The sequence below is a fragment of the Actinoallomurus rhizosphaericola genome (assembly GCF_024055675.1).
Taxonomy (GTDB): Bacteria; Actinomycetota; Actinomycetes; order Streptosporangiales; family Streptosporangiaceae; genus Actinoallomurus; species Actinoallomurus soli.
The window spans coordinates 13264-33396 of sequence record NZ_JAMXMW010000018.1; the positions used below are offsets into that span (position 1 = coordinate 13264).

24 protein-coding genes are annotated in these 20133 nt (G+C 73.1%); 16 read left to right on the forward strand and 8 right to left on the reverse strand.

Annotated features, from left to right (window positions below):
* Nucleotides 1-69: 69 nt before the first annotated feature.
* The 9 genes from NE234_RS32510 to NE234_RS32550 all read left to right on the forward strand — a co-directional run bounded on the left by NE234_RS32510 (nucleotide 70) and on the right by NE234_RS32550 (nucleotide 6961).
* Nucleotides 70-705 carry a CoA transferase subunit B gene (locus tag NE234_RS32510; protein WP_252784703.1) on the forward strand — a complete coding sequence of 212 codons (636 nt, stop codon included), beginning with the start codon at nucleotides 70-72 and terminating at the stop codon, nucleotides 703-705.
* On the forward strand, nucleotides 702-1373 hold the full coding sequence (gene pcaH / locus NE234_RS32515) for a protocatechuate 3,4-dioxygenase subunit beta (protein WP_252784704.1): 672 nt from the start codon (nucleotides 702-704) through the stop codon (nucleotides 1371-1373). Before NE234_RS32510 ends, pcaH begins: the two co-directional genes overlap by 4 nt.
* Entirely contained in the window at nucleotides 1373-1921 is a 549-nt protein-coding gene (pcaG, locus tag NE234_RS32520; RefSeq protein ID WP_252784705.1) for a protocatechuate 3,4-dioxygenase subunit alpha, read from the forward strand. The genes pcaH and pcaG overlap by 1 nt, the downstream gene beginning before the upstream one ends.
* A complete protein-coding gene (gene pcaB, locus NE234_RS32525) occupies nucleotides 1902-3155 on the forward strand; it encodes a 3-carboxy-cis,cis-muconate cycloisomerase (RefSeq protein WP_252784706.1) in 1254 nt (417 codons plus the stop codon). Before pcaG ends, pcaB begins: the two co-directional genes overlap by 20 nt.
* Nucleotides 3148-3897: an alpha/beta fold hydrolase gene (locus tag NE234_RS32530; RefSeq protein ID WP_252784707.1), complete on the forward strand. Its 750-nt coding sequence runs from the start codon at nucleotides 3148-3150 to the stop codon at nucleotides 3895-3897. The genes pcaB and NE234_RS32530 overlap by 8 nt, the downstream gene beginning before the upstream one ends.
* Nucleotides 3894-4271: a 4-carboxymuconolactone decarboxylase gene (pcaC, locus tag NE234_RS32535; protein WP_252784708.1), complete on the forward strand. Its 378-nt coding sequence runs from the start codon at nucleotides 3894-3896 to the stop codon at nucleotides 4269-4271. Before NE234_RS32530 ends, pcaC begins: the two co-directional genes overlap by 4 nt.
* Before the next feature lie 122 nt (nucleotides 4272-4393).
* Nucleotides 4394-4876, forward strand: a complete 483-nt coding sequence (locus tag NE234_RS32540; RefSeq protein ID WP_252784709.1) for a hypothetical protein — start codon at nucleotides 4394-4396, stop codon at nucleotides 4874-4876.
* Nucleotides 4877-4959: 83 nt separating this feature from the next.
* Nucleotides 4960-5742 (forward strand): IclR family transcriptional regulator, encoded by a 783-nt coding sequence (locus NE234_RS32545; RefSeq protein WP_252784710.1) that lies wholly within the window; start codon nucleotides 4960-4962, stop codon nucleotides 5740-5742.
* Between the two features lie 55 nt (nucleotides 5743-5797).
* Nucleotides 5798-6961: a 4-hydroxybenzoate 3-monooxygenase gene (locus NE234_RS32550; RefSeq protein WP_252784711.1), complete on the forward strand. Its 1164-nt coding sequence runs from the start codon at nucleotides 5798-5800 to the stop codon at nucleotides 6959-6961.
* A 16-nt stretch (nucleotides 6962-6977) separates the two neighbouring features.
* Here the strand turns inward: NE234_RS32550 and NE234_RS32555 are convergent, their stop codons facing one another.
* Nucleotides 6978-7823 (reverse strand): spermidine synthase, encoded by an 846-nt coding sequence (locus tag NE234_RS32555; RefSeq protein WP_252784712.1) that lies wholly within the window; start codon nucleotides 7821-7823, stop codon nucleotides 6978-6980.
* A gap of 72 nt (nucleotides 7824-7895) precedes the next feature.
* Here NE234_RS32555 and NE234_RS32560 point away from each other — a divergent pair, with 72 nt between their 5' ends.
* A complete protein-coding gene (locus NE234_RS32560) occupies nucleotides 7896-8627 on the forward strand; it encodes a DUF7873 family protein (RefSeq protein WP_454923404.1) in 732 nt (243 codons plus the stop codon).
* 412 nt (nucleotides 8628-9039) lie between these two features.
* On the opposite strand, the gene NE234_RS32565 is transcribed toward NE234_RS32560, so the two are convergent.
* Genes NE234_RS32565 through NE234_RS32575 form a run of 3 tightly spaced genes read right to left on the reverse strand, consistent with a single transcriptional unit; the run spans nucleotide 9040 to nucleotide 11639 of the window.
* The gene (locus tag NE234_RS32565) at nucleotides 9040-10191 is read right to left on the reverse strand and encodes an acetyl-CoA C-acetyltransferase (protein WP_252784714.1); all 1152 of its coding nucleotides are present in this window, start codon (nucleotides 10189-10191) and stop codon (nucleotides 9040-9042) included.
* A gap of 10 nt (nucleotides 10192-10201) precedes the next feature.
* Nucleotides 10202-10819: a TetR/AcrR family transcriptional regulator gene (locus tag NE234_RS32570; RefSeq protein ID WP_252784715.1), complete on the reverse strand. Its 618-nt coding sequence runs from the start codon at nucleotides 10817-10819 to the stop codon at nucleotides 10202-10204.
* 19 nt (nucleotides 10820-10838) lie between these two features.
* Nucleotides 10839-11639: an SDR family oxidoreductase gene (locus NE234_RS32575; RefSeq protein WP_252784716.1), complete on the reverse strand. Its 801-nt coding sequence runs from the start codon at nucleotides 11637-11639 to the stop codon at nucleotides 10839-10841.
* 50 nt (nucleotides 11640-11689) lie between these two features.
* Here NE234_RS32575 and NE234_RS32580 point away from each other — a divergent pair, with 50 nt between their 5' ends.
* The 4 genes from NE234_RS32580 to NE234_RS32595 all read left to right on the forward strand — a co-directional run bounded on the left by NE234_RS32580 (nucleotide 11690) and on the right by NE234_RS32595 (nucleotide 14671).
* Nucleotides 11690-12814, forward strand: a complete 1125-nt coding sequence (locus NE234_RS32580) for an acyl-CoA dehydrogenase family protein (RefSeq protein WP_252784717.1) — start codon at nucleotides 11690-11692, stop codon at nucleotides 12812-12814.
* Nucleotides 12811-13791 carry an acyl-CoA dehydrogenase family protein gene (locus NE234_RS32585; RefSeq protein WP_252784718.1) on the forward strand — a complete coding sequence of 327 codons (981 nt, stop codon included), beginning with the start codon at nucleotides 12811-12813 and terminating at the stop codon, nucleotides 13789-13791. The genes NE234_RS32580 and NE234_RS32585 overlap by 4 nt, the downstream gene beginning before the upstream one ends.
* Nucleotides 13792-13895: 104 nt before the next feature.
* Nucleotides 13896-14336 carry an ACT domain-containing protein gene (locus NE234_RS32590; RefSeq protein WP_252784719.1) on the forward strand — a complete coding sequence of 147 codons (441 nt, stop codon included), beginning with the start codon at nucleotides 13896-13898 and terminating at the stop codon, nucleotides 14334-14336.
* A complete protein-coding gene (locus NE234_RS32595; RefSeq protein ID WP_406567099.1) occupies nucleotides 14333-14671 on the forward strand; it encodes a DUF6980 family protein in 339 nt (112 codons plus the stop codon). The genes NE234_RS32590 and NE234_RS32595 overlap by 4 nt, the downstream gene beginning before the upstream one ends.
* A 63-nt stretch (nucleotides 14672-14734) precedes the next feature.
* Here NE234_RS32595 and NE234_RS32600 read toward each other — a convergent pair whose 3' ends face one another.
* From NE234_RS32600 to NE234_RS32615, 4 genes are all read right to left on the reverse strand, one after another.
* A complete protein-coding gene (locus tag NE234_RS32600; protein WP_252784721.1) occupies nucleotides 14735-15784 on the reverse strand; it encodes an NAD(P)H-dependent flavin oxidoreductase in 1050 nt (349 codons plus the stop codon).
* A 127-nt stretch (nucleotides 15785-15911) separates the two neighbouring features.
* Nucleotides 15912-16652: a CoA-transferase subunit beta gene (locus NE234_RS32605; RefSeq protein WP_252784722.1), complete on the reverse strand. Its 741-nt coding sequence runs from the start codon at nucleotides 16650-16652 to the stop codon at nucleotides 15912-15914.
* Nucleotides 16653-16699: 47 nt separating this feature from the next.
* Nucleotides 16700-17584 (reverse strand): CoA transferase subunit A, encoded by an 885-nt coding sequence (locus tag NE234_RS32610; RefSeq protein WP_308206956.1) that lies wholly within the window; start codon nucleotides 17582-17584, stop codon nucleotides 16700-16702.
* Nucleotides 17581-18333 carry an enoyl-CoA hydratase family protein gene (locus NE234_RS32615; RefSeq protein ID WP_252784723.1) on the reverse strand — a complete coding sequence of 251 codons (753 nt, stop codon included), beginning with the start codon at nucleotides 18331-18333 and terminating at the stop codon, nucleotides 17581-17583. Before NE234_RS32615 ends, NE234_RS32610 begins: the two co-directional genes overlap by 4 nt.
* 54 nt (nucleotides 18334-18387) lie before the next feature.
* Between NE234_RS32615 and NE234_RS32620 the strand changes: the two genes are divergently transcribed.
* Complete coding sequence (locus NE234_RS32620; RefSeq protein WP_252784724.1) at nucleotides 18388-19155, forward strand: SDR family oxidoreductase; 768 nt, start codon at nucleotides 18388-18390, stop codon at nucleotides 19153-19155.
* Nucleotides 19152-20051 (forward strand): SDR family oxidoreductase, encoded by a 900-nt coding sequence (locus tag NE234_RS32625; RefSeq protein ID WP_252784725.1) that lies wholly within the window; start codon nucleotides 19152-19154, stop codon nucleotides 20049-20051. The genes NE234_RS32620 and NE234_RS32625 overlap by 4 nt, the downstream gene beginning before the upstream one ends.
* Nucleotides 20052-20133: the final 82 nt, after the last annotated feature.

Here is a 20133-nt window from a genome sequence, read left to right on the forward strand (position 1 = left end):
CGCAGCGAGTGGAGTGGCCGGGGGAGGAACGAGTCCGGCCGCGGAGCGAGTGAGAAGGTCGAGCGACCAATGAGCTGGAGCAGGGACGAGATCGCCGCGCGGGCGGCGGCGGAGCTCTCCGACGGGATGTACGTCAACCTGGGCATCGGGCTGCCGACGCTCATCCCCGGGCACCTGCCCGCGGGCGTGGACGTGGTGATCCACTCGGAGAACGGCGTGCTGGGCGTCGGCCCGTACCCGGCCGATGACGAGGTCGACCCCGACCTGATCAACGCGGGCAAGGAGACGGTGACGGTCCGTCGCGGGGCGTCGTTCTTCGACTCGGCGATGTCCTTCGGGATGATCCGCGGTGGTCACGTCGACCTGGCCGTGCTGGGCGCCATGCAGGTGTCGGCCCGCGGCGACCTGGCGAACTGGGCCGTTCCCGGGAAGATGATCAAGGGGATGGGCGGGGCGATGGACCTCGTCCACGGCGCCCGGCGGGTGATCGTGGTGATGGAGCACACCGCCAAGGACGGCAGCCCGAAGATCGTCGAAGAGTGCTCTCTGCCGCTGACCGGCGCGTCGTGCGTCCAGCGGATCATCACCGACCTGGGCGTGCTGGACGTCACCCCGGACGGTCTGGTCCTCGTCGAGACCGCGCCCGGCGTGAGCGAACAGGAGATCCGCGACCGCACCGAACCCCCGATCGGAGCATCTCGATGACCGACCCGAATCCGCCGTATCTGTACCCGCCGTACGGGAGCACGCCGCTGCGGGCGCCGTCCCGGCCGCTGGTCATGCCCAAGTACGGGCCCGACGCGATCGAGCTGGTCAGCCCCGTCTTCGGCCATGAGGAACTGGGCGTGCTCGACAACGACCTGACCAAGCACCACTCCGGCGACCCGCTCGGCGAGCGGATCGTCGTCACCGGCCGGGTCCTGGACTCCACCGGCCGCCCCGTCCCGGGCGCGCTGGTCGAGATCTGGCAGGCGAACGCCGCCGGGCGCTACATCCACCTGCGCGAGCAGCATCCGGCGCCGCTGGACCCGAACTTCACCGGCGCCGGCCGCTGTCTCACCGACGCCGACGGCCGGTACCGCTTCGTCACGATCAAGCCGGGCGCCTACCCGTGGGGGAACCACCACAACGCCTGGCGGCCCGCGCACATCCACTTCTCGGTCTTCGGGACGGCGTTCACGCAGCGGCTGGTCACCCAGATGTACTTCCCGGGCGACCCGCTGTTCGCCTACGACCCGATCTTCCAGTCGATCCCCGACGAGAAGGCCAGGGAACGTCTCGTCTCCCGTTTCGACATCGACACGACCGTGCCGGACTGGGCCCTCGCCTACCAGTGGGACATCGTCCTCGGCGCGACCCCGATGGAGGCCTGATGACCGAGCGGCACACGACCACCCCCTCGCAGACGGTCGGCCCGTTCTTCGGCTACGCCCTGCCGTACGCCGACGGCCCGTACGTCGTGCCGGAGTGGCATCCGGACGCGATCCGGATCCGCGGCCGGGTCCTGGACGGCGCCGGTGAGCCGCTGCCGGACGCGCTCGTGGAGATCTGGCAGGCGGACGCGGACGGCAACGTCCCCCGGGGCGGCGGCGCGCTGCGGCGCGCCGGCAAGGACTTCTCCGGCTTCGGCCGCTGCGGCACCGACGCGGCCGGGAACTACTGGTTCTCCACGCTCAAGCCCGGCGGACCGGCCCCGCACATCGCGGTGCTGGTCTTCGCCCGCGGCCTGCTCAAGCCGGTCGCGACCCGCATCTACTTCCCGGGCGAGCCGGGCAACGCCACGGACCCCGTGCTGTCCGCGGTGCCGGACGACCGGCGTGACACGCTGGTCGCCGTACCGGAGGGCGAGCGGTCCTACCGCTTCGACGTCCACCTGCGTGGAGAACGGGAGACGGTCTTCTTTGAGCGGTACTTCGGCTGATCTGCTGTCCCCGGTCGCCGCCGGGACCGCGGCGGAGGCCGCGACGTCCGCCGAGGCGTGGGTGCGCGCCCTGATCGACGCGGAGGCGGCCCTGGCCCGGGCCCAGGCCCGGCTCGGGCTGGTCTCCGATGACGTCGCGCGCGCCCTCGCCGGCGCCCGGATCGACCCGGCCGACCTGGCCGTACGGGCGCGCGGCGCGGGCAACCCGGTCGTGCCGCTCGTCGCCGCGCTCCGCGAGGTCGCGGGCGACCAGGTCCACGCCGGCGCGACCAGCCAGGACATCATGGACACCGCCGCGATGCTGGTGGCGTCGCGCGTCCGCGCGACGATCCTCGCGGACCTCGGCCGTACGGCGGACGCCCTCGCCGGCCTGGCCCGCCGGCACCGGGACACCCCCATGGCGGGGCGGACCCTCGGCCAGCAGGCCGTGCCCACGACCTTCGGGCTGCGGGCCGCCGGCTGGCTCACCGCGGTCGCGGAGGCACGGGACCGGCTCGCGGCCGTGCGGCTGCCCGCCCAGCTCGGCGGCGCCGCCGGGACCCTGGCCGCGCTCGGCACCACCGACCTGCTGCCGCTGTTCGCCGAGGAGACCGGACTGGCCGAGCCGGTGCTGCCCTGGCACACGCTGCGCGCGCCCGTCGCCGAACTCGGCGCCGCGCTCGCCCTGGTCGCCGGCGCCCTCGGCAAGATCGCCACGGATGTCGTGCTGCTCGCCCAGACCGAGGTCGGGGAGGTCGCCGAGCCGGCCGCGCCCGGACGCGGCGGGTCCTCGGCGATGCCGCACAAGCGCAACCCGGTGCTCGCCACGATGATCAGGTCCGCCGCGCTGCGCGTTCCCGCGTACGTCCAGATCCTGTTCGCCGCGCAGACCGCCGGCCTCGACCGGCCGACGGGGGAGTGGCACGCGGAGTGGCAGCCGTTCAACGACTGCCTGCGCCTGGTCGGCGGCGCCGCCGAGACCGCCGCCGAGCTGACCACGGGCCTGGAGGTCCTCCCGGACCGCATGCGCGCCAACCTCCGCGACGAGCTCCTCGCCGAGTACGTCGCCGGCCGGCTCGCCGAACGGGAGGGCCGGGCGGCCGCCAAGGAGACGGTCGCGCGGGCGGTGCGCGAGGGACGCCCGCTCGGCGACCTGCTCGCGGAGGACATCGACCTGGCCGAGGTGATCGGCCGCGCGCCGGAACTCGTCGACCGCGCCCTCGACGCCTACGCCGGAAAGGACCGGAGTGAGTGAGCTGAACCATCGTCTCGACGGCCCGGAGGAGGCGCCCGTCCTGATCCTGGGCCCCTCTCTCGGCACGACCCTCGACCTGTGGCGGCCGCAGCTGCCGGCCCTGACCGCCTCGTGGCGGACCCTCCGGTTCGACCTCCCCGGCCACAACGGTTCTCCCGCGCTCCACGGCTCGATCGCGGACTTCGCGGACGCGGTCGCGGACCTGCTCGACGGGCTCGGCGTCGGCCGCGCGGCCTACGCCGGAGTGTCCCTGGGCGGGGCGATCGGCACCAGCCTCGCGCTGCGTCACCCGGACCGGCTGACGAGCCTGGCCCTGTGCTGCACCTCGGCCCGGTTCGGGGACCCGGGTCCGTGGCACGAGCGCGCCGCGCGGGTCCGGGCGGGCGGACTCGAGCCGCTGACCGGCATGTTCCTGGAACGCTGGTTCACCGCCGGTTACGCAGGCCCCGGTGTGGCCGCCGTACGGGACATGCTCCGGCGGATCGACCCGGAGGGGTACGCCGCGTGCTGCGAGGCTCTCGCCGGCTTCGACGTCCGGGACCGGCTCGGCGACGTGACCGTTCCCACCGTGATCATCGCGGGCGCCGAGGACGTGGCCACCCCGCTCGACCACGCCGAGATCCTCGCCGGCGGGATCCCGGGCGCGGAGCTCGTCGTGGTGCCCGGGGCCCATCTGGCCGGCCTGGAGAACCCCGGTCCGGTCACCGAGGCGCTGGTACGCCACGTGGAGAGGACGGCATGAGCGAGGGAATGAGGGTTCGCCGGGAGGTCCTCGGCGACGCGCACGTCGACCGCGCGCAGGCCCGTACGACGGAGTTCACCGCCGACTTCCAGGACTTCATCACGCGGTACGCGTGGGGGGAGATCTGGACCCGGCCCGGCCTGGACCGCCGGACGCGCAGCTGCATCACGCTGACCGCGCTGGTCGCCCGCGGGCACCTGGACGAACTCGCGATGCACGTGCGCGCCGCCGTCCGCAACGGGCTCACGGTCGACGAGATCAAGGAGGTCCTGCTGCAGACCGCGGTATATTGCGGTGTCCCGGCGGCCAACTCCGCCTTCGCGGTGGCCCAGCGGGTCCTCGCGGAGGAAGGGCTCATCGCCGAGAGTGAGTGATCGATTTCTCTCCGTGTTCGCTCTGAGCATAATCTGTCGCTCACGCTCCGCGTCGGCGGGTGCGTGATCGAGTTCCCCGATCCCCCCAGGGAACGCGAAGCACGGGAGGTAGGGTCATGGACGTGGCGGACACCGAGCGGCGGATCAGCCAGCTCAACAACGACGTTTACGCGATCTACGACCAGCTGACGATCATTCAGCAGACGCAGCAGTCGCACGGTCGTCAGCTGACGGCGCACGGTCGTCAGCTGGCGGAGCATGGCCGGCAGCTCACAGAGCACGGCCGTCAGCTCACAGAGCACGGCCGTCAGCTCACAGAGCATGGCCGGCAGCTGACAGAGCACGGCCGTCAGCTGGCGTCCCTGAACGACACGGTCACCCGCATCTGGACCACCCAGCAGGACCACGGCGAGCGGCTCAACCACCTCGACAGCGCCATCGCCGTGCTGACCGAGAAGGTCGAAGGGTACGACGAGCGCTTCGCCCAGGTCGACAAGCGGTTCGGGCAGATCGACGCGCGCTTCGGGGCGATCGACGAGCGGCTCGACGAGCAGGGCAGGAAGCTGGACCTGATCATCGAGGCGCTGCACATCCGCGCCAACTGATCGGGGCTCTTACGCCCCGCGACCCGGTGCCGGGTCGCGGGGCGTTGCCTATCGTGAAGGTCCAGGGTGAGAAAGCGGGAGCGATGCCGAGTGTCGAGCGCCCCCCCAGCGTGGCGGGCAAGGTGATGGCCATCCTCGAGTCGTTCGCGCCCGGCGGCGTCCGGCTGACCCTCACCGAGATCTGCGGCCGCGCGGGGCTGCCGCTCGCCACGGGGCATCGCCTCGTCCGGGAGCTGACCGGCGGCGGCTTCCTCGAACGCCTGCCCGACGGGTCGTACCGCATCGGAACACGTCTGTGGCGCATCGGCGCGCAGGCGTCGGCGGCGCGGAGCCTGCGCGAGCTCGCCCTGCCCCACATGGAGGAGCTGTACGCGGCCACCCACGAGAACGTCCAGCTCGCGGTGCTCAGCGGCGACAAGGCGCTCTACCTCGAACGGCTGCGCGGACCCCGGTCGGTGCCGATCGTGACGCGGGTCGGGGCCGAGCTCCCGTTGCACGCCACGGGGGTGGGCAAGATCCTGCTCGCCTTCGCCGAGGGCGACTTCGCCGAGAAGGTCATCGCGCAGGGGCTGCCGCCGTACACCCCCCACACCGTCACGGACGCCGATCGCCTGCGGGCGTGTCTCGTGGAGGTGCGGCGCTCCGGATTCGCCGTGACCCGTGAGGAGATGTCCCTCGGGACCTGCTCGGTCGCGGCGCCGGTCCGTGATGCGGCCGGTGAGGTGTTCGCGGCGTTGTCGCTCGTCACCCGGCGGAACGTCGTGGACCTGCGGCGTCTGGTGCCGGCGGTCCTCGCGGCGGCGAACGCGCTGGCCCGGGACGTCGACGCCCATGGCGGTTCCGCTGAGTGGAAAGACTGGGGGTGACAGCGGGGGCGCCGGCGCGAGGATCGTGCCGAGGACATTCGAAAGAGGATGATCGATGCGCACCCAAGTCGCGATCGCCGGGGCCGGACCCGCCGGACTGCTGCTCTCTCACCTGCTGCGGCTGCGCGGCATCGACTCGGTCGTACTGGAGAGCCGGGACCGCGCGTACGTGGAGAAGCGGCAGCGGGCCGGGATGCTGGAGCAGGGCACCGTGGACGTACTCCGCGAGAGCGGCGTCGGAGAACGGCTCGACCGCGAAGGCCTCACCCATCACGGCCTCGAACTCCGCTTCGCCGGCGCCGGGCACCGGATCCCGCTGTCCGAGCTGACGGGCGGGCGCACGGTGACGGTCTACGCGCAGACCGAGATCGTCAAGGATCTGATCGCCGCGCGGCTGGGCGCCGGGGGACAGATCCACTTCAAGGCCGAGGTGCTGGAGGTCGACCCGAGCACGCCGACGGTGACCTTCCGTCGTGACGGACGCGTCGAGACGCTGGAGTGCGACGTCATCGCGGGCTGCGACGGCTTCCACGGCGTGTGCCGCCCGGCCGTTCCGGACACGCGGATCCGCGAGCGCGAGTACCCCTTCGCGTGGCTGGGCATCCTCGCCGACGTCCCGCCGTCGACGGACGAGCTGATCTACGCGTACAGCGATCGCGGGTTCGCGCTGCACAGCCTGCGCTCCCCGAAGATCAGCAGGCTGTATCTCCAGGTCGACCCCGCCGAGGACATCGCCGCGTGGCCCGACGAGCGGATCTGGTCCGAGCTGCGGGCGCGGTTCGCCACCGACGACGGCTGGGAGCTGCGGGACGGGCCGATCCTGGAGAAGTCGATCACCCCGATGCGCAGCTTCGTCGCGGAGCCGATGCGCCACGACCGCCTGTTCCTCGCGGGAGACGCCGCGCACATCGTCCCGCCCACCGGAGCGAAGGGCCTGAACCTCGCGATCTCCGACGTCGTCGTCCTCGCCGAGGCGCTGGGCGCCTGGTACGACTCCGGGACGACCGAGCTGCTCGACGCCTACTCCGACACCTGCCTGCGCCGGGTGTGGCGGGCCGAGCACTTCTCGTACTGGATGACGACGCTGCTGCACAAGGACCCGCGCCAGGACGCCTTCGGGCACCGGCTTCAGCTGTCCCACCTGGAGTACGTCGCCGCGTCCACGGCGGCCGCGACGACGCTCGCCGAGAACTACGTCGGCGCCGCGCCCCTGCTCTGAGGACCTGGGCGGACGGTCAGAAGATCCCCTTGGGCGGGGGAGGCGACGGGCGGGCGGTCGCGTCGGTGACCGGGGCGGCCCCGGCCGTGAACCTCGCCAGCTCCTCCCCGTCCAGGACCCGGCCGGGGAAGGGATCCCCGGCGGCCCTGCGGGTGAGCTCCGCCACGGGCGGCGGTGTCCGCCCGGCGATGAGGATCAGATTGCCGAACCGGCGGCCGCGCAGCACGGCGGGGTCCGCGATGAGGCACACCTCCGGGAGGACGGCCCGCAGCGTCGCGACCTGCGCCCGGGCGAAGGACAGCGGTGCGCCGTCGGCGACGTTCGCGGCGTACCACCCGTCCGCGCGCAGCGCCCGGGCCACGGCGCCGGCGAACTCCACGGTCGTCAGGTGCGCGGGCGACCGGGTTCCCGCGTACGCGTCCCCGACCACCAGGTCGAAGGAGTCCTCGTGGGTCCGGGTCAGGACCTCACGGGCGTCGCCGTGCCGGATCCGGATCCGATGGCCCTTCTCCAGCGGGAGTTCGCGCCGGACGAACTCGATGAGCGCCGCGTCGATCTCGACCACCTGCTGGGTCGAGCGCGGCCGGGTCGCGGCGACGTAGCGCGGCAGGGTGAGGGCGCCGCCGCCCAGGTGCAGCACCCGCAGCGGACGCCGCTCCGGAGCCGCCAGGTCGACGACGTGGCCGAGCCGCCGCACGTACTCGAAGTCGAGGTAGGCCGGGTCGTCGAGGTCCACGTGCGACTGCGGCGCGCCGTCCAGCATCAGGACGTGGGCCCGGGGGCGGTAGGGATCGGGGACCAGCTGCGCGATGCCGGAGTCGACCTTCGCCTCCACGGTACGAGCGCTCTGCCGGTGTGCCACCGGCCCACATTAATGGACCTGCGCACCGAACGAAGATCGCGATACCGTGCGTCCTGCCAGAAAGGGGGCATGGTGGCGAAACTGAACCAGATCATCGCCGTCGAGAAGGGGATCAAGAGCGGAACGCTCCGCGACCTGACCGACGCTCACCACGGGCTGCAGAAGCAGGCTCTGCTGTCCGGCATCTCGCGTACCTACCAGCCGAAGGACGAGGAGGGCGAGCAGCTTCCGCCCGAGTCGACCCGGGTGCAGGTGAAGGCCGATGAGGTTCTGCGCCGGACGGCCGAGATCATGACGCGGCTGTTCGACGTGACCGCCACCAAGGACTGGGCGAACTGCGAGGCCAGGGCGGACGTCACGGTCGACGGCCAGACGCTGCTGCGGGACGTCCCCGTCACGTACCTGCTCTTCCTGGAGAAGCAGCTCACCGACCTGCACACCTTCGTCAAGAAGCTCCCGGCGCTGGACGCCGCCGAGACCTGGGCGTTCGACGACTCCGCGGACGCCTGGCGGACCGAGCCGGTGCGCACCATCCGCACCAAGAAGGTCCCGCGCAACCACGTCAAGGCGGAGGCGACGGACAAGCACCCGGCGCAGGTGGAGGTCTACTACGAGGACGTCGCCGTCGGCTACTGGACCACGGTGAAGTTCTCCGGCGCGCTGCCCGCCCGGCGGATCAACGAGCTGCTGGAGCGGGTGGAGAAGCTGCAGCAGGCCGTGAAGTTCGCCCGCGAGGAGGCCAACGGCGCGGAGGTGACCGACCGGCGCGTCGGTGACGTGGTGTTCCGCTACCTCTTCGGGTAGCGTCACAGACTCCCCCGTCTCTGCGGGGGAAGCGCAAGGAGCGCAAGCTGAAACTGAAGTTCAGTCTGATCGCGGTGGACAGTTGGGGGTTCGAGTCCCTCTCCCGGCACTCGCGCCGGGATGGCCCAATGGCAGAGGCGGCCGCTCAAGCTCAGGCTCTCGCTCCAGATTCAGCATTCGCCGCCGAACGCCGGATCACGTGAGAACGGACGAAACTCGTCGGGGTGCCGGTTCGAGCCCGGCATGCGCCTCTCCGCGGCGCGTTAGCTCAATAGGCAGAGCACGGCGATCTCAGGACTGATCCGTTCTCTTAAACGCCGCCGGCGTGCGCAAATGGGCGGCAACCCGGGGTCCGGGAGATGGACAAGCTCCCGGACCCCACCGCCGCGCGTCAGCGAATGCCGCCGCCGGGTCAGAGGCGTTCGATGATGGTGACGTTGGCCTGGCCGCCGCCCTCGCACATGGTCTGCAGGCCGTACCGCCCGCCGGTGCGCTCCAGTTCGTGCAGCAGCGTCGTCATCAGCCGGGCGCCGGTCGCCCCGAGCGGGTGGCCGAGCGCGATCGCGCCGCCGTTGGGGTTGGTCACGGCCGGGTCGGCGCCGGTCTCCTTCAGCCAGGCCAGCACGACCGGCGCGAACGCCTCGTTGATCTCGACGACGTCGATGTCGCCGATCGTCATCCCGGCCCTCTTCAGGGCGTACGCGGTCGCGGGGATGGGCGCGGAGAGCATCCGGACCGGGTCCTCGCCGCGTACGGACAGGTGGTGGACGCGGGCGCGCGGGGTCAGGTCGTGGTCGCGTACGGCGCGTTCGGAGGCGAGGAGCAGGGCCGCGGCGCCGTCGGAGATCTGCGACGCCAGCGCGGCGGTCAGCCGGCCGCCCTCGACGAGCGGTTTCAGCGCGGCCATCTTCTCCAGGGACGTGTCACGGCGGGGCCCCTCGTCGGCGGTGACGCCGGCGTACGGGGCGATCTCCCGGTCGAACCGGCCCTCGTCGATGGCGCGGACCGCGCGCCGGTGGGACTCCAGCGCGAACTCCTCCATCTCCGCCCGGCCGACGCCCCACCGTTCCGCGATCATCTCGGCGCCGCGGAACTGCGAGACCTCCTGGTCGCCGTAGCGCGCCTCCCAGCCACGTGAGCCCGCGAACGGGCCGGCGAACCCCAGCTGCGCCCCGGCGGTCATCGCGTACGCGATCGGGACCTGCGACATGTTCTGCACGCCGCCCGCGACGACGAGATCGCAAGTGCCGCTGAGCACGGCCTGGGCGGCGAAGTGGACGGCCTGCTGCGAGGAGCCGCACTGACGGTCGACGGTGACGCCCGGCACCTCCTCCGGCAGTCCCGCCGCCAGCCAGCAGGTACGGGCGATGTCACCGGCCTGCGGCCCCACCGTGTCGACGCACCCGAAGATCACGTCCTCGACCGCCGCCGGGTCGGCGCCGGACCGCGCGACCAGCGCCGTCAGCACGTGCGCGCCGAGATCCGCCGGGTGAACCCCGGCCAGTCCGCCGTTCCGCCGGCCGACGGGCGTACGGACCGCCTCGACGATGTAGGCCTCCGCCATCACATGCCTCCTACTCGTGCTGGATCCCCCCGAGGACCATGGCGAGGTACTGCCCGGCGATCTCCTCCGCGGTCAGCCGCCCGCCGCGCTGGTACCAGGTCGCCGCCACCCAGACGGTGTCGCGGATGAAGCGGTAGACGAGGGCGGTGTCCAGGTCCGCCCGGAACGCGCCCTCACGGACGCCGCGCTCCAGCAGCGTCATCCACATGTCCTCGAACCGGCGCCGTGACTCGGTCAGGTACGCGAACCGGGGGCCGCTCGCCAGGTGCCGCGACTCGTTCTGGTACATCACGACCGCCGGCCGGTGCCGGTCGATGCAGCGGAACGACTCGACGACGAGGGCGGTCAGGGTGTCGCGCGCCCCGAGGCCCGCGGCGAGCACCCGGTCGTACGCCGCCCACATCTCGTTCAGGAAGGTCGAGAGGATCTCGTCGGCCATCGATTCCTTGGAATCGAAGTGGTAGTAGAGGCTGCCGCCGAGGATGCCGGCGGCGTCCGCGACCTCCCGCACGGTGGTGGCGGCGTAGCCGCGGGTGGCGAAGACCTCCGCGGCGGTGGCGAGCAGTTCGGCCCGCCGTTCGGCTCGTGCGGCGGCGGTGCCCTCGGCGTCACGCCGTCGTGGACTCATGGGATACCTCGGAGCTGGCTCAGGGGTGCTGGCTGGAGACGGCGACGACCTCGCCCGTCATGTACGACGAGTAGTCGGTGGCCAGGAAGACGATAACGTTGGCCACCTCCCACGGCTCCGCGTACCGGCCGTACGCCTCCCGGCGGGTCAGCTCCGTCAGCAGCTCCTCGCTCGTCACCTTCACCAGGTGCGGGTGCATGGCGAGGCTGGGCGCCACCGCGTTGATCCGCACGCCGTACTCCGCGGCCTCCAGCGCGGCGCAGCGGGTCAGCGCCATCACCCCGGCCTTGGCCGCCGCGTAGTGCGACTGGCCGCGCTGCGCCCGCCAGCCGACCACGGACGCGTTGTTCACGATCACGCCGTGCCCCTGGCCGCGCATGATCCGCAGGGCCGCGCGCGTGCAGCGCATGGTGCCGTTCAGCGTGACGTCCAGCACCCGCGACCACTGCTCGTCGGCCATCTCGACGAGGTCCGCCGTGCCGCCGAGGCCGGCGTTGTTGACCGCGACGTCGATCCGGCCGAACCGCTCGGCCGCCGCGGCGAACAGCCGCCGTACGTCGTCCTCGGAGGTCACGTCGCAGGGTGCGGCCGCCACCAGGTCCTCGCCGAACTCGTGTGCCAGCTCCGCCAGGGACCGGCCGAGCCGTCGTTCGTGCGCGTCACTGATCATCACCCGCGCGCCCTCCTCCAGGCAGCGCCGGGCCGTCGCCCCGCCGATGCCCGCGCCGGCCGCCGCCGTCACCACGACGACGCGGTCGCGCAGGAGCCCGTGGCCGGGGACGGGCGTCGCCCGGGTGGAGGGAGTGCCGGTCTCGCTCACGTGGGTTACTCTACCAAACACTTGTTAGAAAGAATCTGAGGCGGACGGCCATGGATCTGGACCTGTCGTCGGTGGAGCCCTTCCGGGCCGAGGTGCGCGACTGGCTGCGCCGGAACGTTCCGGCGACGCCGCCGCCGTCGCTGGAGACCGAAGAGGGCTTCGCCGCCCACCGGGAATGGGAGCGGACGCTCGCGGCGGCCCGGCTGTCCGTGGTGTCCTGGCCCGAGGAGTACGGCGGCCGGGGCGCGTCCCCGCTGGAATGGCTCGTCTTCGAGGAGGAGTACTACGCGGCCGGCGCCCCGGGCCGGGTGAGCCAGAACGGCATCAACCTGCTCGCCCCGACGCTCTTCACCCACGGCACCCCGGACCAGCGCGAACGCGTCCTGCCGCCGATGGCCTCCGGAGAGGTGATCTGGGCCCAGGCCTGGTCCGAGCCCGGCGCCGGCAGCGACCTGGCCGCCCTGCGCGCGACCGCCACCCGCGTCGACGGCGGCTGGCGGCTGAACGGCCAGAAGACCTGGAGCTCGCGCGCCGCCTTCGCCGACCGGGCGTTCGGGCTGTTCCGCTCCGACCCCGCCGCCGAACGCCACCGCGGGCTGACGTACCTGATGTTCCCGCTCGGCGCCGACGGCGTGACCGTACGGCCCATCGGGCGGCTCGACGGAAAACCCGCGTTCGCCGAGCTGTTCCTCGACGAGGTGTTCGTGCCCGACCGGGACGTCATCGGCGAGCCTGGTCAGGGCTGGGCCGTCGCGATGAGCACGGCCGGCAACGAACGCGGGCTCACCCTCCGCAGCCCCGGCCGGTTCCTTGCCGCCGCCGACCGCCTCGTGACGCTGTGGCGCGCGCACGGCGCCGACCCGCTGCTGCGCGACCGCGTCGCCGACGCCTGGATCAAGGCGCGCGCCTACCGGCTCAAGGGGTTCGAGACGATCTCCCGCGCCGACGACGTCGGCGCCGAGGCCAGCGTGAACAAGGTCTTCTGGTCCGAGCTCGACGTCGAGCTGCAGGAGACCGCGCTCGACATCCTCGGCGCGGACGCCGAACTCGACGGGGACTGGCTGGAGGGCTACGTCTTCTCCCTCGCCGGCCCGATCTACGCCGGCACGAACGAGATACAGCGCAACGTCATCGCCGAGCGCGTCCTCGGCCTGCCCAGGGAGGCCCGGAGATGAGGTTCGCCCTCGACGCCGAGCAGCGGCTGTTCGGCGACACCCTGCACGAGCTCCTCACCGAGGCCGGCACTCCCGCCCTGATCCGGCGATGGGTGGCCGGCGACCACGACCGCACGCTGTGGTCCGCGCTGGGGGAGGCCGGGGTGTTCACCCTGACGGTGCCCGAACGTCACGGTGGGGCCGGGCCGCTCCCGGTCGAACTCGTCGTCGCCGCGCACGAGCTGGGCCGCCACGCGGCGCCCGGGCCGGTCGTCGAGACCCTCGCGGCGGCCGCGCTCATCGACGGGAGCGGCGACGCGGGCCCGGCCGCCGAATGGCTGCCGAGGATCGCGGGCGGACAGGCCGTCGTCTCGCTGGCACCGCCCGGCCCGGTCCGCCGCGCCCTCGACGCGGACACCGCCGACCTGGTCCTGCTGGCGGACGGGGAGTCCCTGGCGTCGGCCGCGCCCGTAGGCCCCGCCGTACGCTCCCTGGACCCCGCACGCCGGCTGTTCCCGGTGCGCGCGGCGGAACGCCTGACCGCCGGACCGGCCGTGTCCCGCGCCGCCGCGACGGCGTACGCCCTGGCCGCGCTTGCCTGCGCCGCGCAGCTGCTCGGCCTGGGACGGGCCCTGCTCGACGCGACGGTGGAGTACGCGCGGACCCGGCGGCAGTTCGGCCGCCCGATCGGGGAGTTCCAGGCGGTCAAGCACCACCTGGCGAACGCCCTGACCGGCCTGGAGTTCGCCCGGCCGCTGGCGTACGGCGCCGCGCTGTCCTTCGGCTCACCGGACTTCCCGCGCGACGTGTCGGCGGCCAAGGCCGCGGCCTCCGACGCGGCGTACGCGGCCGCCCGGATCGCCCTCCAGGTGCACGGCGCGATCGGCTACACCGACGAGTACGACCCGTCCCTGTGGATCCGCAAGATCCGTGCGCTGCGCTCGGCCTGGGGCACCCCCGCCGAGCACCGCGCCCGCGTCCTGGCCGCGCTGCGCTGACCGACGGGCTCCGGCGCTGCGCGGCTCCACCGCGTCCGGGACCGAACGCGCCGGGGAACGCGATTGCGCGGCGGGCGGACGACGGGAGAGGATCCGATCCGCCGGTGCGCGTCAGCGTGCACCGGTCCTGGCCCGGCGTAGGGGAGACGATGGTGGCGGGGGAGACCGATCTGCGGCGACTGCTGGCCGGGTTGGATCCGCTGCTGCACGAGGACGAGTACGTCTTCGTCACGTCGCGGGACCGGGAGACGCCGGCCGGAGTCGAGCCGGTGCTCGTCTTCGAGGAGACGGAGGGGCGGACGCTCGTCCTGCCGCGGGCACAGGCGGAGAAGGCCGGGCTGGACGGGGTCTTCCCCAGCGCGTGGATCACACTGCGGATCCACTCGTCGCTGGAGGCCGTCGGGATGATGGCGGCCGTCACCGCCGCGTTGGCGGAGGCGGGCATCAGCTGCAACGCCGTCTCGGCCTTCTACCACGACCATCTCTTCGTCCCCCGGGACCGCGCCGGGGATGCGATCGCCGTCCTCCGCGATCTCGCCGGATGAGCCGGCGGGCCGGTGAACCCGGATCGGCGGACGAGGGCGAGCACTGTTGTGACGGCATGCGGCGCCGCCTGACCTGGGACTGTCCCACGCACCTCGACCCGTACGACTGCCCGGACGCGGTCGTCGTGTACGTCCCGAAGTTCCGCGAATACGGGCTGATCGTGCACGACGGCGGCCGCTCGTCCATCGTCATCGACTTCTGCCCGTGGTGCGGATCCCGGCTGCCGGAGTCCCGGCGCGACCGCTGGTTCGACGAACTCGAACGCGAGGGCATCGATCCCTGGGCGGACGAGGTACCCGCCGAGTACGAGGACGGCCGCCGGCTGGAGGGATGAGGCCGGTGACGTACGGCCGAGGGTCTTCGTCGCCGGGACGACGAAAACCCTCGGCGCCGGCGCTCAGCCGGTGGTCAGGCGCGGAAGGGCCGTTACGATCTCGGTGGCCTCCGCGATGATGCGGTCGATCAGGTCGCGGCAGGAGGGCAGGTCGTCGATGACGGCGACGGCCTGGCCGGAGGCCATCACGCCGAGGTCGGGGCGGCCGTCGACCATGGCGGCCTTGAGCAGCATCGGGGTGTTCGCGGCCATCAGCACCTGCGACCAGGACAGCTCCTTGCCGTGACGCATCGCCAGCCCGTCGCGGACCATCGTGCGCCAGGACGTCCCGGACACGCGTTTGAAGCGGGCGGCGTTGCGCAGCGCGCGGGCCAGGCCGGTGACCCGGCCGGAGCGCTCCAGCGCGTCGACCAGGTCGGTGCGCAGCACCCGGTGCGGCATGCCGTCGACCCGCCGGGTGACGACGGTGTCGGCCATGCCGAGGTAGACCCGCTTCACCGCGTCGGGCACCGGACTGTCGGAGGTCAGCAGGAAACGGGTGCCCATCGCCACGCCGGCCGCCCCGTACGCCAGCGCCGCCGCCAGCCCCCGGCCGTCGAAGAAACCGCCCGCCGCGATCACCGGGACGTCCACCGCGTCGAGGACCTGGGGGAGCAGCAGCGTGGTGGCGATCGGGCCGGTGTGCCCGCCGCCCTCGCCGCCCTGGACGAGGACGGCGTCGGCGCCCCACGCCGCCACCTTCTCGGCGTGCCGGCGCGCCCCGACGGAGGGGATGACGACGACGCCGGCGTCCTTCAGCCGCGCGATCAGCTCCGGTCTGGGCGCCAGCGCGAAGGACGCGACCCGTACGCCCTCCTGGATGAGCAGGTCGATCCGCTGCGCGGCGTCCGCGGCGTCGGCCCGCAGGTTCACCCCGAACGGCGCCTCGGTGCGCTCCTTCACCTCGCGGATCGCGGCGGCGAGTCCGCCGGCGGTCATGGTGGCGGAGGCGAGGATGCCGAGGCCGCCCGCGTTCGCCACCGCCGACACCAGGCGCGGGCCGGCCACCCAGCCCATGCCGGTCTGCACGACCGGGTGCCGCACGCCGGTCAGGTCGGTCAGCGCCGTCCGCACGGTTCGCCCCTCTCTCGTCTCTCACCGGTCGGGCCCGGGTCCGGCCGGCGCCGTCCGCATGGTTCGAACCCCTCCGGTCTCTCGCCGGCCGGGCCCGGAGCCGGCCGGCGCCGCCGCGTCCGCTCCCTCACCGGCGGGAGCCTTCCGGGACCTCGCGGTCGCGCAGGCCGTCGGGGTCGAGGACCTCGCGGATGACGCGCAGCTCCTGCGCGTCCGGGACGCGGGTGGTGGGGACCTCGTCGGGGACGGTGAGGTCGAAGCCCGTGGCCGCGACGACCTGGTCGACGGTCACGCCGGGGTGGGCCGAGCGGAGTCGCATCCGCCGGTCCGGGGTGGCGAAGTCGAGGACGGCCAGGTCGGTGACGACGACGCGGATTTCATGGGCGCCCCGGTCGTACCCGACACCGCTGACCATGTCGACCGTCTCGACGAACACCCGCGGCGAGTGGCGGGGGATCCAGTAGCTGGTCGTGCCGCACCGGGTGTTGCCCGGCACGCCGCGCACGCCGAGCAGCTGGGCCTTCGGGCGCGCCCAGTCGCCGATGCACGAGATGTTCGTGTTGCCGAACCGGTCGATCTGGCTCGCGCCGAGCATGACGTGGCGGCGGCCGTTCAGCACCAGCCACAGGTGCTCGCGGAACGGCAGCCAGCCCTCGACCTCACCAGGGCTCTCGCCGAGCGCGGGAACGTCGCCGGTCAGCAGGCACACGCCGTCGTGCGTGAGCAGGGCGGGCTCGAACGTCAGCCGCGCGAGCCGGGCGGCCAGGACGGTGACGGCGCCGCCGATGCCCGCCGCGAGGACCTCGCCATCGCCGCGGAACGCCTCCGCGCACGCCGTCACGCACACCTCGGCCCTCGTCGCGCTCATGGAACGTCCTTCGTCGGCCCCATCCCCAAGGCGCCGTGCCGACCCGGTCATCGTTCCTCCTCCTGCCGCCAGGCACGGACGGCGGACTGGTAGGCCGCCTCGTCGCCGGCCAGGAACCGCTCGCGGAACGCCGTCCAGGCCGCCGGGTCACCGGCCGCGGCGGCGTACGCCCGCTGGAACGCCTCGTCGCGGCCGTGGTCCGGTTCGCAGGAGGTGAAGTGGGCGCCGTTCGGCGTCTCGACGACGCCCGTCACGTGTGACCGGCTGATCAGCAGGCTCTGCACCGGCCCCTCCTTCAGCAGGTCGGCCGTCTCGACGAGGCGTTCGCACGAGACGTACGTCCGGGCCGCCGCCTTGGCGAACAGGTCGTCGAGGTACGGGTCGGGGCCGAGGTACTGACCGTTGCCGCGCCGGTCCGCCCGGTTGAGGTGGATCAGGGCGACGTCCATCGTCAGCGCGGGCATCGCGACCAGCTCCTCGCCGTCCTCGTACGGGGAGCGGACCGTCCTCAGCTCGGGGTTCACGCGCATGACGTCGGAGCCGAGGCCGGAGGGGGTGGGCAGGAAGGGCAGCCGGTGCGCCGCCGCGTACAGCCCGAACATGAACATGCCCTCGTCGTACTCGGTGAAGGCGATCGTCCCCTGCTGCCGGGCCCGGCGGAAGTGCGGTTCGAGGGGGATCGAGTCGAGCGTCGCGAACGGCGCGACGACGCGCCGGACCTTGCCGTACGCGCACAGCAGCCCGACGTCCGGGCCGCCGTAGGAGACCACGGTGAGGTCGGTGAGGCCGGAGCGGCAGATCGCCCGGACCAGGGCCATCGGTTTGCGCCGCGAGCCCCAGCCGCCGATGCCGACGGTCATCCCGGACTCGATCGAGCCGACCACCTCCTCGATCGAGAGCTCCTTCGCGGGGGCGTTCGGCGCGGTGGTCACGCCGTCTCCTCGTCCGCGATGAAGGCGGCGCGGTGGCGGTCGCCGGCGCCGGCGAGGTTCAGCTCGAAGGTGAAGCCCTGTTCGAACCGGTAGCTGCGTTTCGGATCGACCGGGTCGATGCCGTTCAGCGACTCCTTGGCCCGGCGGATGACGTACGGGTCCTTGGCGGCGATCGTCCCGGCGAGCTCCAGCGCGCGCTCGCGCAGGTCGGCGGCGGGAACGACCTCGAGCACGGACCCGTGCCGGTGCAGCTCCGCCGCGGTGACGGTACGGCACGTGTAGACCATCGCCCGCATCAGGTGCTGCGGCACGAGCCGGGCCAGGTGGGTCGCCGCGCCGAGGGCCCCGCGATCCACTTCGGGCAGGCCGAAGTAGGCGTCCTCGGCGGCCACGACGATGTCGGCGTTGCCGACCAGGCCGATGCCGCCGCCCAGGCAGAAGCCGTGCACCGCCGCGATGACCGGCACCGCGCACTCGTAGACGGCCGCGAACGCGGCGTAGCAGCCGCGGTTGGCCAAGAGCAGCGCCGTGTGCCCTTCGGCGGCCTGCATCTCCTTGATGTCGACGCCGGCGTTGAAACCGCGCCCCTCGGCGCGGAGCACCACCGCGCGGACGGCCGGGTCGCGGCCGGCGGCCAGCACCGCGTCGGCCAGGTCCTGCCAGCCCTGGGCGGTCAGCGCGTTGACGGGTGGGACGTTCACGACGACGTCGGCGACGCCCGGTCGGTGAAGCGTGGTGGAGATGCCCATGCGCTACCTTTCCACCAAACGTTTGTTAGAAGTATCGTACAGGGGGAGGGTGCGATGGCCTACACGCTCGATCTCACCGGCAAGGTCGCGGTCGTGACCGGGGGCGTGCGCGGGGTCGGCCTCGGCATCAGCCGGGCGTTCCTCGACGCCGGCGCCGACGTGATCGCCGTCGCCCGCCACGCGCCGGAGCGGCCGCCGCCCGGTCTGGGCTTCGTCCCGCTCGACGTACGCGACGCCGGCGCCGTACGGGACCTCGTCGAGAGCCTCGACCGGCTCGACGTCCTGGTGAACAACGCGGGCGGCACCCCGTACCTGCCGGCCGCCGACGGCGACCCCCGCACGCACGCCAAGATCATCGAGCTGAACCTCGTCGCCCCCCTCTTCGCCGCCCGGGCGGCCAACGCGGTCATGCAGCGCGGCGACGGTGGCTCGATCATCATGGTCGGCAGCGTGAGCGGGGGGCGCCCGTCGCCGGGCACCGCGGCGTACGGCGCGGCGAAGGCGGGCCTGGACAACCTCACCCGCAGCCTGGCCGTCGAGTGGGCGCCGAAGGTGCGCGTCAACGCGCTGACCCTCGGCATGGTCCGCACCGAGCGATCGCACCTGCACTACGGCGACGAGGAGGGCATCGCCGCCGTCGAGCGCACCGTGCCCCTGGGCCGGTTGGCCGACCCGTACGACGCCGGGGCCGCGTGCGTCTTCCTCGCCTCCGACCTCGCCGGCTACGTCAGCGGTTCGGCGCTGCTGGTGCACGGCGGCGGCGAGCGTCCCGCCTTCCTCGGCGCGGCCAACGCGAACCGGACGAACCGGGAGGACGAATGATCTGTGAGGGGCGTGTCGTCGTCGTCACCGGGGCCGGGCGCGGGCTCGGGCGTGCCCACGCCCTGGAGTTCGCCCGGCAGGGCGCGGCGGTCGTGGTGAACGACATCGGGGTCGGGCTGGACGGCTCGGGCGGCTCCCCGGGCCCGGCCGACGACGTGGTCGCGGAGATCCGGGGGACGGGCGGCGAGGCGGTGGCGGCGCCGTACGACGTCGCGACCTCCGAGGGCGCGGAGGCGCTGGTGCGGACCGCCCTCGACGCGTTCGGGCGGCTCGACACTCTGGTCTGCAACGCCGGGTTCCTGCGGGACCGGATGCTCGTGAACCTGTCGGAGGAGGAGTGGGACGCGGTCACGCGCGTCCACCTCAAAGGGCACTTCCTGCCGCTGCGGCAGGCGGGTCTGCACTGGCGGGCCGAGGCGGAGGCGGGCCGTCCCGGGATCGGCCGCGTCGTCATGACGTCCTCGGGGGCGGGGCTGCTCGGCAGCGTCGGTCAGGGCAACTACGCGGCGGCCAAGGCGGGCGTCGTCGGGCTGGCCCTGGTGGCGGCGGCCGAGCTGGGGCGCTACGGCGTACGGGTCAACGCGATCGCCCCGGCGGCCCGTACCCGCATGACCGAGGAGGTGTTCGCCGCGACGATGGCGGCGCCCGGGGACGGCGGCTTCGACGCGATGGCGCCGGAGAACGTGTCGCCGCTCGTCGTCTGGCTCGGGTCGTCCGGCTGTGACGTCACGGGCCGGGTGTTCGAGGCCGAGGGCGGCCGGATCTGCGTGATGGAGGGGTTCCGGCACGGGCCGTCCGTCGACAAGGGGGCGCGATGGGACGCCGCGGAGCTGGGGCCCGTGGTCCGCGGCCTGCTGGCCGGGGCCGCGTCACCGGAGCCGGTGTACGGCGCCTGAGGCCCGCCCGGCACGGACCCGCCCGGCGGGCGTTCTCTTCCTGATTGCCCACTTGGGGGGTATCTCGCCGGGCCGGGCGTCT

What these genes read in the sequence shown, in the direction of transcription:
- NE234_RS32510 (WP_252784703.1), top strand. Translation starts at nt 70, where the DNA reads ATGAGCTGGAGCAGGGACGAGATCGCCGCGCGGGCGGCGGCGGAGCTC.
- pcaH (WP_252784704.1), top strand. Translation starts at nt 702, where the DNA reads ATGACCGACCCGAATCCGCCGTATCTGTACCCGCCGTACGGGAGCACG.
- pcaG (WP_252784705.1), top strand. Translation starts at nt 1,373, where the DNA reads ATGACCGAGCGGCACACGACCACCCCCTCGCAGACGGTCGGCCCGTTC.
- pcaC (WP_252784708.1), top strand. Translation starts at nt 3,894, where the DNA reads ATGAGCGAGGGAATGAGGGTTCGCCGGGAGGTCCTCGGCGACGCGCAC.
- NE234_RS32545 (WP_252784710.1), top strand. Translation starts at nt 4,960, where the DNA reads ATGCCGAGTGTCGAGCGCCCCCCCAGCGTGGCGGGCAAGGTGATGGCC.
- NE234_RS32550 (WP_252784711.1), top strand. Translation starts at nt 5,798, where the DNA reads ATGCGCACCCAAGTCGCGATCGCCGGGGCCGGACCCGCCGGACTGCTG.
- NE234_RS32565 (WP_252784714.1), bottom strand. Translation starts at nt 10,191, where the DNA reads ATGGCGGAGGCCTACATCGTCGAGGCGGTCCGTACGCCCGTCGGCCGG.
- NE234_RS32570 (WP_252784715.1), bottom strand. Translation starts at nt 10,819, where the DNA reads ATGAGTCCACGACGGCGTGACGCCGAGGGCACCGCCGCCGCACGAGCC.
- NE234_RS32580 (WP_252784717.1), top strand. Translation starts at nt 11,690, where the DNA reads ATGGATCTGGACCTGTCGTCGGTGGAGCCCTTCCGGGCCGAGGTGCGC.
- NE234_RS32585 (WP_252784718.1), top strand. Translation starts at nt 12,811, where the DNA reads ATGAGGTTCGCCCTCGACGCCGAGCAGCGGCTGTTCGGCGACACCCTG.
- NE234_RS32595 (WP_406567099.1), top strand. Translation starts at nt 14,333, where the DNA reads ATGAGCCGGCGGGCCGGTGAACCCGGATCGGCGGACGAGGGCGAGCAC.
- NE234_RS32605 (WP_252784722.1), bottom strand. Translation starts at nt 16,652, where the DNA reads ATGAGCGCGACGAGGGCCGAGGTGTGCGTGACGGCGTGCGCGGAGGCG.
- NE234_RS32615 (WP_252784723.1), bottom strand. Translation starts at nt 18,333, where the DNA reads ATGGGCATCTCCACCACGCTTCACCGACCGGGCGTCGCCGACGTCGTC.
- NE234_RS32620 (WP_252784724.1), top strand. Translation starts at nt 18,388, where the DNA reads ATGGCCTACACGCTCGATCTCACCGGCAAGGTCGCGGTCGTGACCGGG.
- NE234_RS32625 (WP_252784725.1), top strand. Translation starts at nt 19,152, where the DNA reads ATGATCTGTGAGGGGCGTGTCGTCGTCGTCACCGGGGCCGGGCGCGGG.